This window comes from Streptococcus oralis (genome assembly GCF_003944215.1).
GTDB classification, from domain to species: domain Bacteria; phylum Bacillota; class Bacilli; order Lactobacillales; family Streptococcaceae; genus Streptococcus; species Streptococcus oralis_BI.
In genome coordinates, this window is sequence record NZ_RJVZ01000007.1 from 69920 (window position 1) to 82948 (window position 13029).

Below are 13029 nucleotides of genomic sequence, written 5' to 3' on the forward strand. Positions count from 1 at the left end.
TACGCTTTAGACCCAATCGCGTGTCCATTCTTCCTTGATAGCATGGTAGGCTGCTACAGGATCTTCTGCCTGTGTGATAGGACGGCCTACTACAATGTAATCACTACCGATTTGATAGGCCTGACCAGGGGTCACTACACGTTTTTGATCCGCTGCTTCAGCACCTGCTGGTCGAATACCTGGTGTCAAGCAGATAAAATCTTCGTTTGTCGCCTCCTTGATGAGTTGGGCTTCTTGGGCTGAGCAAACCACTCCATCCAATCCAGCTTCAGCTGTTTTCTTAGCATAGTGAATGACCGACTCCTGCAGACTAGTTTGGATATTTTGACAGCCTTGCATCTGTTCCTCGGATGTTGAGGTCAATTGGGTCACCGCGATAAGAATCCCTTGATCACCAAGGCCTTCACGCGCAGCCTGCATCATTTCAAGCCCACCTGCAGCCTGAACATTGGTCATATCGACACCCAGACTTGACAAGATTTTCATGGTTGACTTGACTGTATTTGGAATATCATGCAACTTGAGATCCAAAAAAACACTATGTCCCAATGATTTCAAATAACGAACAACCTCTGGACCTACTGCATAATAGATTTCCATTCCCACCTTGACATAGAGTTTTTCCTCTGCTGGAAAAAGGGCTAAAAATTCTTTGGCTTCCTCGAAACTTGGAAAATCCAGAGCAATGACCGGGCGACTCTCACGCATTCTTTTCTCCTATTCTTTGTTAACAGTCCATTGCTCAAAAAAAGGAACCTGCTAGCAGCTAGGTTCCACGAAAAACGGGTAGTTTCCTCCCTTTCACTGTCTAACCTTAGCTGCCTCTCTGGACTGCTTTAAAAGTTTTCTACTATTCTATTATTTATAACGACACTTGTCAAGTAAAAACTGAAGATTCTTATTCTTGTTTCTTTTCTTCAGCTTTTTTTTCTTCCTGTTTTTTCTTCTCCGCTTCCTTAGCCTCTTGTTTGGCCTTTTCCTCAGCTTCTTCTAAGCGTTTATCAGCCAGGCTAGTGCTATAAATTCCTGCCTCCATATCAATAAAGCTCGGTTCTGCTAACTGTGGCTTGATTTTGCTGTAATAAGGCAATTTTTTACTTAACTCTGACAAGGGAACCAATATTTCATCTGTATCCTGCATAGTAATTTTTAGAAGATCGGCAGTTGCCTTACTTGGGGCTAGTTCGATCTTCTGGATTTGACTCTTTATGTCCTCACTGATGCTAGAAAGACCCACAATCAGGTCCTCCACCTGCTGTTCATCGTTAAAGGTAACTGTTAGGTAGGTCTCAGGCAGGTTCAAAAGGTTGACAGGGCTTGAGTCAATTGTTCCACTAGATAGGATTGGATAGTGGTCTTCACCTGTCACATAGTAGCCAACAATCTCAAACTCTTTAACTTCAATCGTAAAGTTTGTCGGAAATTTGTAGTCAATCTTTGCTGACTCTATCCAGTGATTCGACTTGATCTGCTCAGCGTGCTTCTCCTTGTTCAACAACAAAGACAAGGTATAGTCACTATCCTGAATGCCAGAAACTTGTTTAATGTCATCCGCTTGAGTCTGGACATTTCCCTTAACCTCGATATGCTTGATAGTCGAAAGAGGAGTCAAGAGATAGATAGAAAGGAGGAGAACCAAAACACTCGGTACCAAGATACTCACTGCCCGCCAAATATGAACGGGAGCAATTCTCGGCTTGGCAGGTTTTTCTGGTTTTTCTTTTTTCTTCTTCTCTTTTTCTTCTTTGACTTTCAGGTCATCCTTTTGAGATTTTTCTTCTTTTTCGGATGGTTCCTTGCTTGTACTTGAGGCTTCCTCGTCTGACTCACTCGATGATTTCTTGGATTCCTCCAGTAGTTTCGAGCTAGCTTCCTTTCGAGCTTGTTTTTCCTTTTCCTTCTCTTCAGCTAGAGCAGCTTCCTCCTCAGCCTTCTTTTTCAGATATTCTTGGTTCCGTTTCTGCCATTCAGACAATTCTATCTTCTGGTTTGATTCTTTTTTCTTATCCTTTGACATTGGTTTTCCTTATGATAGGTCTTTTCTTAGTAGGGCATAAAAATCATCAAGAGATTTCAATTCAGTTGAAGCCCTCATACTAGCTTGGTACTGATCCTTATGACTAAGCAAGTGACTGAGTTTCTCCTCCAAGCTTTCCAAGGTCAATTCTGTCTCTTGGAGTTCTGCTGCATAACCCTTTTTAACAAAATAGGCAGCATTTTCAATCTGGTCTCCTCGACTTGCTTCACGACCCAATGGTACGATGAGATGGAGTTTCGCCATGGCCAAGAGCTCAAAAATCGTATTGGCACCGCCACGCGTCACCACCACATCTGCCATCTCCATCAAGGGTTGATAGAGATCCGTCACATAGTCAACTCGAAAGAGATTTTGACTCAACTCATTGAGGCTTGAATCTCCAGTGAGATTGATAATATTGTAGCTCTCTGTCAGTTCTTTTTTATGATCTGTCACTAATTGGTTAAAGACACGGGCTCCTGCAGAACCACCGACAAATAATACAGTTGACAATTTAGGATTAAAGTGGGTTTGGACATCAACCAACTCGTCTGGTTCTGAAGTTTTTTGGTCTGAAACCTTGGTTACTGCTCCCACATGTTCGACTTTTGCAAGACTAGCAGGCTGCTCAAAGGTTGAGTACATCTTAGTCGCAAACTTATAAGCGATTTTATTAGCTAAACCCATAGATAGGTCTGACTCATGGATAAAGACTGGTACTCTGGAAACACGCGCTGCGATAACTGGCGGTACAGAGACAAATCCTCCCTTAGAAAAAAGAGCCTGTGGACGCAGTCGTAACATGATAAAGAGAGATTGGACAATTCCCCAACCAACTTTAAACACGTCCAGCATATTTTGCCAAGAGAAATAGCGACGCAACTTCCCAGTCGCAATGGAGTGGAAGGTCACATTCAAGCCTGACTTGAGGATTTCTTGGTGTTCGATTCCGTGTCTATCACCAATGTAGTGAACTTCCCAGCCGTCTTCGATGAACTTGGGCATTAACAAAAGATTGAGGGTGACATGTCCAACCGTCCCCCCACCTGTAAAGACAATTTTTTTCATATTATTCCTTTAACTCCGCTACTGTGTCGATAAAGAGGTCGCCACGTACTTCAAAGTTAGCATACATATCCCAGCTAGCATTGGCAGGACTGAGGAGAACCACATCTCCTTGAGTCGCTAGCTCATAAGCTTTGCGGGTCGCATCTGCAATATCGGTCGCATCCACATAAGCCACACCAGCCTTATCCGCTGCACGTTTGACACGTTCTGCAGACTGACCAAGGATGACCATTTTCTTGAGTCCAGTGATATCTGGCACCAGCTCGTCAAACTCATTGCCGCGATCCAAACCACCTGCAATCAAAATGACCTTGCTGTTGTCAAATCCTGACAAGGCTTTTTGAGTAGCCAAGATATTGGTTGACTTGCTATCGTTATAGAATTTGACCCCTTTGATTTCATCCACAAACTGGAGACGGTGTTTGACACCACCAAAGGCTGAAAGAGTTTCCTTGATGATTTGGTTATCTACACCACGTAGCTTGTCTACTGCAATGGTCGCAAGGGCATTTTCTACATTGTGGCTACCTGGAACACCGATTTCACTCGCTGCCATGACCACTTCCCCACGGAAGTAGAGCAGACCGTTCTCTAGATAAGCTCCATCAACCTTTTCAAGTGTTGAAAATGGAACAACAGTGGCTTGTGTTTTAGTAGCCAATTCTTTTGCCAAGTCTTGGTTAAAGTTCAAGACAAGGAAATCAGCTGCTGTCATCTTGTTCTGGATATTCCACTTGGCTGCCACGTATTCCTCAAAAGAACCATGGTAGTCGATATGAGTGGGCATAAGGTTTGTAATGACCGCAATCTCAGGATGGAATTCTTGGACACCCATCAGTTGGAAAGAAGAAAGTTCCATGACAAGCGTGTCCTTGGCTGTCGCAGTTTGAGCCACTTGACTGGCTGGATAGCCGATATTCCCAGATAGGAGACCATGTTGACCGGCAGCAGTTAAAACTTCCCCAATCATAGTCGTTGTGGTTGTTTTCCCATTTGAACCAGTGATGCCGATAATTGGCGCTTCCGAAATCAAGTAAGCCAACTCCACCTCAGTCAAGATTGGAATTCCCTTTGCCAAAGCTTTTTCAATCATGGGATTGCTATACGGGATACCTGGATTTTTCACCATCAGAGCAAAATCTTCATCCAAGAGCTCCAAAGGATGCCCACCAGTGATAACCTTGATCCCTTCTTCCAGTAGACTTTGAGCAGCAGGATTGTCCTCAAAAGGCTTGCCGTCATTTACTGTCACAATAGCTCCCAGCTTGTCCAACAAACGGGCCGCAGACTCACCAGACTTGGCCAAACCTAAAACAAGGACTTTCTTATTTTTAAACTGATCGATTACTTTCATGTCTCAAACTCCATTTCTACTCCTACTATTTTACCATTTTTATGGAAATAAAAAAGCCACAAAGTGTATTTGTGACTCTTTCTTCTAACTTAATGTTCTCTTATCATCGATGAGAGAAATCGGTAACTCGAATCGCTTAATTCGCTTGCTCCCCAATCAGAGGATTGTGGGTCGCAATAATAATCGTTCGATTCGGATTTTTTAGAGATTCTAATATAGAAAGTAGCTCCTCAGAATTTTTGGGGTCTAGTGAAGCGGTTGGTTCATCTGCGAGAATCAAAACTAACCTGCACTCCAAAAGTTCGACAGAGAAATGTCTAACTCTTAGAGTGCAGTTCAACTCTCAGTACTTTATATCCTCACCTGTCTTTCTTCTGACCGCTGGCCTGTGACAAACATGGTAAAGGTTGCTTTGCAGACATTTCTGCCCTCTTGATTGGTGATATCGACATCTACGACACAGGTTGTGCGTCCATGATGGACACATTCTCCTTTAATAGTCAATACATCGTCGAGTTTTCCTGCCTTGAGGTAGTTGATAGAGGACTGAAGCGTCACTCCATCTAGCCCTAGTGAAATGACCACCAAACCACTAATCTGGTCACAGAGGGTAAAGAGATAGCCACCATGGGCATTGCCATAGTAGTTGAGCGACGAGTCCACTACTTTGGTCGTCACCACAACGTGACCATCTCTCATTTGTTCAATTTCGTAATTTTCAAAGGCAGATATAGCGTCAAAATGAAAATCTTTCATCGTTTCCTCCTGATAGTTCAAACGACCCTATGATACTACTTTTTATAGGAGTGTGCAAGGAGAAAGCTCCTAGTCTGGTAAAATTCCAACCTGCTCAACAAAGCGCATAAAGGCTACCTGTCCCTGCTCCGTTTGCTTGTAAACCCCTGCGTCCTCCAAAACGCGCGCAAAGATAGCACCCACAGAGTCCTTAACGATTTCAAGGGCTTTTTCTTTATCTGTTAGGTTTGGATGTTGGGCTTTGAGTTGGTCGGCCCACTCCTGATGATAAGAGGCAACTGCTTCATCATCTCCTACAAGATAGCTGGCAACTTGCTCCACTTCTGCTTTCAAACGAGGTGGTAAGATTGCCAAGCCCATCACCTCTATCAAGCCGATATTTTCCTTCTTGATATGTTGGACATCCTTGTGGGGATGATAGATGCCGTCAGGATGCTCTGGCGATGTCTGATTGTCCCGCAAGACCAAGTCCAACTCAAACTGACCGTCGCGTTTACGAGCAATCGGTGTGATGGTGTGATGCGGTGTCCCGTCTGTCTCTGCCAAAATCTGTACTGCAGGATCTGAATACTGGCGCCATTCCTGTAAAATCTTGTCAGCCAAGTTGATCAAATCCTCTTTGGAATCCGAAGTCAAACGTAGCACTGACATAGGCCACTTGACAATCCCAGCCTTGACCTGCTCAAATCCAGCAAAGCAGAAAACCTTTTGCAAAGGAGCCATTTCCATAGGAAATACGTGACGGCCCCCCTGATAGTGGTCATGGGTCAGGATAGAACCACCCACTATCGGCAGATCCGCATTTGAGCCTGCAAAGTAATCAGGAAACTGCTCTACGATAGCCAACAAACGCTCAAAGCTCTGCCGACTAATGGCCATGGGACGATGCTGTCCATCTAAGAAAATACAGTGCTCATTAAAGTAAGCATAGGGCGAATACTGGAAGCCCCATTCCTGACCCGCCATTTCAAAACGAATAATACGGTGGTTGCTACGAGCTGGATGGTTAACTCGACCATGGTAGCCTTCGTTCTCTATACAAAGCTGACACTGGGGATAATTGCTAGCTTGCACCAACTTGGCCGCAGCAATCTCCTTTGGATCCTTTTCAGGCTTAGAAAGGTTGATGGTGATCTCAAGTTCTCCGTAGTCAGATGGTACACGATAAGCAATATTTTTAGCAATGGCCTTGAGTTTGATGTAGTCATTTTTCTGACTGAGCTGGTAAAAATCCCCTATCGCCTGCTCAGGAGAGTGGGCATAGGTTGTCCAAAAGTCACGATTAACCTGACTCGGACAAGGAGTCACCAAGTTCATCAGTTCAGCACCAAGGATTTCACGCGCAGTCTGACTATCCTCAATCGTCTCTAATCGAACCGCTTCCTCGACTAGCTGGTCCTTGAGGTCAATCAAATCATCTAGATCCGTCTCAATTTCCAAAACTCCTTCGCCCACTCGAACCAAAACACGATTGGTCAGGTAGATTCGATCCATTTCCTCAAATGAACTTTCAGCAATAACATGTGTTACAAATTTATCTACTAAGGTCACTATAGAGCCTCCTTTTGACTAGTCAAGGATGCGAGTGCCACCTGCAACTTCAGCAATATAGAAGCTTGGAGCATATCCAACTACTTCCTCATAGTGCTTGCCAACAGCTGCCTTAAAGGCCTCAACAGAGTCTTTTTGCACCAAGGCAATGGCACAGCCACCAAAACCTGCCCCTGTCATACGAGCACCCAGAACACCTTTTTGATCCCAAGCTGTGTGAACGAGGGTATCCAATTCCAAGCCAGTTACTTCATAATCATGCTCCAGAGAAACGTGAGAAGCATTCATCAAGCGACCAAATGTTTCCAAATCACCTGCTTGAAGAGCTGCTTGAGCTTTAAGGGTACGTTGGTTTTCAAGCACAGCATGACGAGCACGTTTCAAACGATTTTCGTCTTTGATCAGGTAGCTGTATTGGTCAAATGCCCATTCATCCAATTCACCCAAGGTCTGAATATCCAAGGCAGCTTGCAATTCTTCCACTGCTTTTTCACACTCAGCACGGCGCTCATTGTATTTAGAATCTGCCAATTCACGACGTTTGTTGGTGTTCATGATGACCACAACATTGTCTTTCAAATCAAGTGGCACCAAGTCATACTCCAAGGTATTGGTATCTAGGTAAATGGCACGTTGGTCAGCCCCCATACCGATAGCAAACTGGTCCATGATACCAGAGTTGACTCCGATAAAGTTATTTTCTGTTTGTTTTCCGATTTTAACCAAATCCAAACGGTCTAGTTTTAGGTCAAAGAGATGCTCTGCCACGACCCCTGTCAAGAGTTCCAAGGATGCTGATGAAGACAAGCCAGAACCATTTGGGATATTCCCATAAACATAAAAATCAAACCCTTTGTCAATCACGTGCCCAGCTTCTTGCAAGAAATGAAGAACCCCTTTTGGATAGTTGGTCCAGCTGTGCTCTTTTTCAAACTTGAGGTCAGCAAGAGACACTTCGATGATACCCTTGTCCTCAAAGTTGGCTGAGTAGAAACGCAAAACTTGGTCATCACGCTTGCGTGCTGCCCCGTATGTCCCCAAGGAAATAGCAGCCGGAAAAACGTGTCCACCGTTATAGTCTGTGTGTTCACCAATCAAGTTGATACGGCCTGGTGAAAAGAAAGTTTGGTCTGCTTCTTGACCAAAAACGGCAAGAAAGTCTTTGCGAAGCGCTTCAGCAGTAAGATGTTGTGTCATATGAATTCTCCTTTGACTGTCCGTTAAGTCACCTTAACGTGTAATCGTTTTCTTCTATTGTACCCAAGGGATTTGCCAAGGTCAATCCTTTTTACTAAACTTTTACTAAACTATCAGTAAAAAGCAGAAAAATATGATATACTAACCTAAAAGAAGGAGGATTTATGGCTACCTTAAAAGACATTGCACAGCTAGCCTCTGTCTCTATCGCGACCGTATCTCGTGTCCTCAATCGCGACCAGAGCCTATCTGTCACAGAAGAAACCCGACACCGCATTTTAACCGTCGCTGAAGAGCTGGGCTACACCAAACACCTCAAGACAGGCGAATCCCACAAACCCAAGCAGAAGATTGCCATTATCCAATGGGTCAGCGAACAAGGGGAGTTGGACGACCTCTACTACTATCAGATTCGTCTCGGTATTGAAAAAAGAGCCCAAGAGTTGGACTATGATATCTTGCGCTATTTTAATGACCATCCTTTTACACTGAGCGAGGAAGTGATTGGCATTCTCTGCATTGGAAAGTTCAGCCGAGCTCAGATTTCTGCCTTTGAAGAATACCAAAAACCCCTAGTCTTTTTAGACAGCGATACTCTTTCATTGGGACATACCTGTATTATCACTGACTTTTACACTGCTGTAAAACAAGTTGTAGACCATTTCCTCAGCCAAGGTATGAACCGTATTGGAATTCTCACAGGCCTTGAGGAAACAACCGACCAGGAAGAAATTATCCAGGATAAGCGACTAGAAAATTTCAAAGACATTACCCAAGCAAAAGGTATCTACCATGAAGAACTGATCTTTCAGGGGATCTTTACTGCCCAGTCTGGCTATGACCTGATGAAGGAGGCCATTCACAAGTTGGGTGATAAACTCCCACCAGCCTTTTTCGCCGCCAGCGATAGTTTAGCCATCGGTGCCCTTCGTGCCCTTCAAGAAGCTGGAATTAGCCTACCAGACCGCGTCAGCCTCATTTCTTTTAACGACACTAGCCTGACCAAGCAAGTCTACCCTCCCCTCTCTAGTATCACGGTCTATACTGAGGAAATGGGCCGAGCAGGTATGGATATTCTTAACAAGGAAGTTCTCCATGGTCGGAAAATTCCTAGCCTGACTATGCTGGGAACCAGACTGACTTTGAGAGAAAGTACGTTGCCATAACTCAACAAATATACCAACGCAAAAAATCCTAATAGAGATTCTCAAATCTCCATTAGGATTTTCTTTTTTATTCCATCACAATCATAGACTTAATGGTTTTGCGTTCGTCCATATCTTTATATGCCTGATCAATCTCTTCTAATCTATAACTTGAAGTAAAGACGCGACCTGGATTGATATCGCCATCAAGAACCGCTTTTAACAAAACTTGTTTGTCATAAGTGGTAACTGAGGCTGCTCCACCTGCCACTGAAATATTTTGGGCAAAGGTTGAACCAAGGGCACGGTTATTATAATGAGGAACACCAACGAAGCCTAAACGTCCACCATTGTGAAGCACCCCAAGGGCTTGATCTACGGCTGCTTCAGTCCCAACACATTCAAGGGCTGCATCTGCTCCACCACCAAGGATTTCACGGACTTTGGCAATTCCCTCTTCGCCACGTTCAGCCACAACAGCTGTCGCACCTGATTCCAAGGCCATCTTTTGGCGGTCTTCATGACGGCTCATAAGGATAATTTGTGATGCACCACGCATTTTAGCGGCGATAACAGCGCATTGCCCAACAGCCCCGTCACCGATAACGACAACCTTGTCCCCTTTTTGAACATTAGCAACACGCGCAGCATGATAGCCAGTCGGCATGACATCAGCCAGTGTCAAGAGGGATTTGAGCATGCCTTCTGTATAATCAGAGGGCTGACCCGGAATTTTGACAAGAGCCCAGTTGGCATATTCGAAGCGAATGTACTCCGCTTGCACCCCATTAGACCAATTGGTGCCAATATGGCGGTCACAAGTCCCATCAAAACCAGCACGACAGGCATCACACTCCCCACAGCCATGGGTGAAAGGTGCAATGACAAAATCACCAGGTTTAACAGTCGTCACTGCATCACCAATTGCCTCAACGATACCAATAGCTTCGTGCCCGCTATTCTGATGGCCCGTTTCAATATCTGGATTGCGATAGCTCCACAGATCAGAGCCACAAACACAGGTCCGAACGATCCGAATAATGGCATCATCTGCCTCAATGATTTGCGGATGCTCCACTTCAATAAGACCAACCTGACCAGCTTTTGTATAAACTGTTTTCTTCATAGAACCACTCCTTTTCTATTGGTTTCTTACTTTCATTATACACTTTTTGTCAAGCTTTCGCTCGTATCAATCATTATTAACGGCGATAAGGCACTAGTTTAGTCCAATATAGTCTTTTCTTCTTGAGATTTAAGTTTTATAAGGAGAGATTTTTCGATTACGTTTTTAATAGTTTCCAGCCAATAGAAAAGGTGAATAAAGAAATATTCCTTTATCCACCTTTTTGGGATTTAATTGTTATTCGCTACGAAGCGATTCGACTGGGTCTTTCTTAGCAGCGATGCGTGAAGGGATTAGACCGGCTAACATGGTAAGGACAATCGAAATACCGATAAGGATTAGAGCTACTTCTATTGGTAATTGCGTTACATTTCCCACATTTGTCATTTTCGCAACAATCGCATTGATTGGGAATGTCGCAAGAAAGGTAATCGTGATACCGAGCACCCCAGAGATCAATCCTTCAATGGCTGTTTCAGCAGTGAAGATACGACGAATATCTTTCTTCGAAGCCCCCATTGCACGTAGGATTCCGATTTCTTTTGTACGTTCGAGAACTGAAATGTACGTGATAATCGAAATCATTATAGAAGATACAATGAGTGAGATGGCCACAAAGCCAACGAGTACTGTTGTCACTACGCCAACCAATGTCGTAATTGAAGACATGATAGATTGGATATCATCTGAATAAGCGAGTACTTTATCGTCTTCTCCAGCTTCTTTTTTCGCTGTGTTATAGGCGTTTATGAACTCTTTTAAGTCTTGTTTTTGTTGGAACGAAGAGGTGTAGAGCTCAATGGCAGCTGGTTTGGATTTGTTGATGACGCCCATTTTTGCGAGGTTTTCCTCGTAAGTTGAAGCCGAATTGTCGTTATATTGTTGGACATACTGCGCCTGTTCTTCAGGCGTCATTTTAGCCAACTGAATTTTTTCTTCTTCGGTTAAATTCTCCGAACTGAATGGTTTAGGATCTTTGGCAAAGTCTTTACCCGTAAATACATTTAGATTTTGATTGGCTTCCTGTTCCTTAACGATATCACTATTTTGAATGTATTCGGAAGTGTAATCAATAAGGGCGCTTGTGTAGGCGATTCCTCCTGAAGGAGTATTCACGCCTGAACTTGTGCCGTCTTTTTGGCGAAGGACACCCACAATTTTAAGTTGGAGCCCATTCTCGATTTGAGTTTTCATATAAGAAGCATTATCAATCTTATTGAGCCATAAGTTATTTTCTTTCACAAAACGGTTTGTATTGACAACTGCTTTGAAAGTTTTTCCGATAAAATCACTATATTGATACGTTTGAGAAGAGAGTTCGTCGAGCTTCTTCGTATCGTTCAATTCACTGGGATCTTTGAAACGCAAACTATAGAGCAACAAATCGCTAATTTGATTGTTTTCATCTACGATAAGGACGAGCTCGTCCTTATCTTGTGGGAAGCGTCCTTCCAACACGTCGTACTTGCTTTCTAGCATTGAAGAATCACTAGAAAGTTCACTCCAGTAGTTGAGGTTTTGTAAGTATCCCTTCATCGTTTGATTTGCTGTTTCTATTTCATCAGCTAAGGTTGAAGGCAGAATACTTTTGGGTCCGTTGGAAGTATCACTTGCATAGATAAACGGTTGTAAATTGTATCGATAACGAATGTCTTTTGTGAGAGATTCGACCTTCGAAGCGTGTTCCTCCAAGTAAGTCTTGAAGGAAGCTAGGTCGTTCTTTCCGATTTGTTTTTTCAATAAATTCGTTAAAACCGTATTGATACCGAGCTCATGATTATCCTTGTAAGGCTTCTCGCTCAAATCTGGAGAGGTCGCCAACAAGTTGCTCTGGTTCTGCTCGCTAATCGTCAGTGGAAGAGAGACGAGGGTATCTTCCTGCACCTTTTTAACGTAGTCACTCACACCATTGGAAAGGGCTAAGATAAGAGCAATCCCGATAATCCCGATGGAACCCGCAAAAGCTGTTAGTAAGGTACGACCTTTCTTTGTCAATAGGTTATTAAAGGAAAGTACAAGGGCGGTTATAAAGCTCATCTTCGTCTTCGTGAACTGGATGTCGACTTGCTTTGTCTCCTCTGTTGGTTCGCATGGGTTTGAGTCGCTCAAGATGTTTCCATCTAATACTTGTACGATACGTGTGGAGTACTTCTGCGCCAGCTCTGGGTTATGCGTCACCATGATAACCAAACGTTCCTTGGCGATGTCTTTTAATAAATCCATGATTTGAACAGAAGTCTCAGAATCGAGCGCTCCTGTCGGTTCGTCGGCTAAAACGACTTTTGGATCATTAACAAGAGCACGCGCAATCGCGATTCGTTGTATTTGTCCCCCAGACATTTGACTTGGTTTCTTATATAAATGGTCTTTTAGGCCTACGCGTTCGAGCACTTCGATAGCACGTTTCTTACGTTCTGCTTTTGAAACACCCGAAAGAGTCATTGCAATTTCTACGTTAGAGAGTGCAGTTTGGTGCCCGATGAGATTATAAGACTGAAAGACGAAACCGATGGTGTGGTTTCTGTAGCTATCCCAATCGCGGTCTTTAAATTGCTTTGTTGATTTTCCTTGGATGAGTAAATCACCAGATGTGTATTGGTCGAGTCCCCCGATGATATTTAATAGGGTGGTTTTCCCAGAACCCGATTGCCCGAGAATGGAGACAAACTCATTCTCACGGAAGCGAATCGAGATATCCTTTAGCGCGTGGAACTCTTGATCGCCCGTATGATAGACTTTTGAAATGTGTTGTAGCTGTAACATCGTCTATCTCCTTTCAGTGATATATGTAGTCTATCACAATTTCATAATGGAG

General features: G+C 43.7%; 10 protein-coding genes and 1 pseudogene. 1 reads left to right on the forward strand and 10 read right to left on the reverse strand.

Features of this window, described 5'->3' with window-relative positions; genetic code table 11:
- Positions 1 to 6 precede the first annotated feature (6 nt).
- The 8 genes and pseudogenes from pyrF to D8804_RS05495 form a co-directional block, all read right to left on the reverse strand.
- Positions 7 to 708, reverse strand: a complete 702-nt coding sequence (gene pyrF / locus D8804_RS05460; protein WP_125399074.1) for an orotidine-5'-phosphate decarboxylase — start codon at positions 706 to 708, stop codon at positions 7 to 9.
- A gap of 190 nt (positions 709 to 898) precedes the next feature.
- Positions 899 to 2017 carry a cell division protein FtsQ/DivIB gene (locus D8804_RS05465; protein ID WP_125399075.1) on the reverse strand — a complete coding sequence of 373 codons (1119 nt, stop codon included), beginning with the start codon at positions 2015 to 2017 and terminating at the stop codon, positions 899 to 901.
- Positions 2018 to 2026: 9 nt separating this feature from the next.
- Positions 2027 to 3085, reverse strand: coding sequence for a UDP-N-acetylglucosamine--N-acetylmuramyl-(pentapeptide) pyrophosphoryl-undecaprenol N-acetylglucosamine transferase (locus D8804_RS05470; protein ID WP_125399076.1), 1059 nt, complete (start codon positions 3083 to 3085; stop codon positions 2027 to 2029).
- A 1-nt stretch (position 3086) separates the two neighbouring features.
- Complete coding sequence (gene murD, locus D8804_RS05475) at positions 3087 to 4439, reverse strand: UDP-N-acetylmuramoyl-L-alanine--D-glutamate ligase (RefSeq protein ID WP_125399077.1); 1353 nt, start codon at positions 4437 to 4439, stop codon at positions 3087 to 3089.
- Positions 4440 to 4575: 136 nt separating this feature from the next.
- Positions 4576 to 4719 (reverse strand): annotated as a pseudogene (locus D8804_RS05480) (AAA family ATPase); the annotation flags it as partial.
- A 71-nt stretch (positions 4720 to 4790) separates the two neighbouring features.
- Positions 4791 to 5195: a PaaI family thioesterase gene (locus tag D8804_RS05485; protein WP_125399079.1), complete on the reverse strand. Its 405-nt coding sequence runs from the start codon at positions 5193 to 5195 to the stop codon at positions 4791 to 4793.
- Between the two features lie 69 nt (positions 5196 to 5264).
- Positions 5265 to 6746 (reverse strand): UDP-glucose--hexose-1-phosphate uridylyltransferase, encoded by a 1482-nt coding sequence (locus D8804_RS05490; RefSeq protein ID WP_125399080.1) that lies wholly within the window; start codon positions 6744 to 6746, stop codon positions 5265 to 5267.
- 18 nt (positions 6747 to 6764) lie between these two features.
- A complete protein-coding gene (locus D8804_RS05495) occupies positions 6765 to 7943 on the reverse strand; it encodes a galactokinase (protein ID WP_093586989.1) in 1179 nt (392 codons plus the stop codon).
- A 164-nt stretch (positions 7944 to 8107) separates the two neighbouring features.
- On the opposite strand from D8804_RS05495, the gene galR reads away from it, so the two are divergent.
- Complete coding sequence (galR, locus tag D8804_RS05500) at positions 8108 to 9109, forward strand: DNA-binding transcriptional regulator GalR (RefSeq protein WP_125399081.1); 1002 nt, start codon at positions 8108 to 8110, stop codon at positions 9107 to 9109.
- A gap of 67 nt (positions 9110 to 9176) precedes the next feature.
- On the opposite strand, the gene D8804_RS05505 is transcribed toward galR, so the two are convergent.
- On the reverse strand, positions 9177 to 10214 hold the full coding sequence (locus D8804_RS05505) for a zinc-binding dehydrogenase (protein ID WP_125399082.1): 1038 nt from the start codon (positions 10212 to 10214) through the stop codon (positions 9177 to 9179).
- Positions 10215 to 10451: 237 nt separating this feature from the next.
- Positions 10452 to 12977 carry an ABC transporter ATP-binding protein/permease gene (locus tag D8804_RS05510; protein ID WP_125399083.1) on the reverse strand — a complete coding sequence of 842 codons (2526 nt, stop codon included), beginning with the start codon at positions 12975 to 12977 and terminating at the stop codon, positions 10452 to 10454.
- Between the last annotated feature and the right edge of the window lie 52 nt (positions 12978 to 13029).

Excerpts from the sequence above, each read along its gene's own strand:
- D8804_RS05470 (WP_125399076.1), bottom strand. The coding sequence starts at position 3,085 with ATGAAAAAAATTGTCTTTACAGGTGGGGGGACGGTTGGACATGTCACC.
- murD (WP_125399077.1), bottom strand. The coding sequence starts at position 4,439 with ATGAAAGTAATCGATCAGTTTAAAAATAAGAAAGTCCTTGTTTTAGGT.
- D8804_RS05485 (WP_125399079.1), bottom strand. The coding sequence starts at position 5,195 with ATGAAAGATTTTCATTTTGACGCTATATCTGCCTTTGAAAATTACGAA.
- galR (WP_125399081.1), top strand. The coding sequence starts at position 8,108 with ATGGCTACCTTAAAAGACATTGCACAGCTAGCCTCTGTCTCTATCGCG.
- pyrF (WP_125399074.1), bottom strand. The coding sequence starts at position 708 with ATGCGTGAGAGTCGCCCGGTCATTGCTCTGGATTTTCCAAGTTTCGAG.
- D8804_RS05465 (WP_125399075.1), bottom strand. The coding sequence starts at position 2,017 with ATGTCAAAGGATAAGAAAAAAGAATCAAACCAGAAGATAGAATTGTCT.
- D8804_RS05495 (WP_093586989.1), bottom strand. The coding sequence starts at position 7,943 with ATGACACAACATCTTACTGCTGAAGCGCTTCGCAAAGACTTTCTTGCC.
- D8804_RS05505 (WP_125399082.1), bottom strand. The coding sequence starts at position 10,214 with ATGAAGAAAACAGTTTATACAAAAGCTGGTCAGGTTGGTCTTATTGAA.
- D8804_RS05510 (WP_125399083.1), bottom strand. The coding sequence starts at position 12,977 with ATGTTACAGCTACAACACATTTCAAAAGTCTATCATACGGGCGATCAA.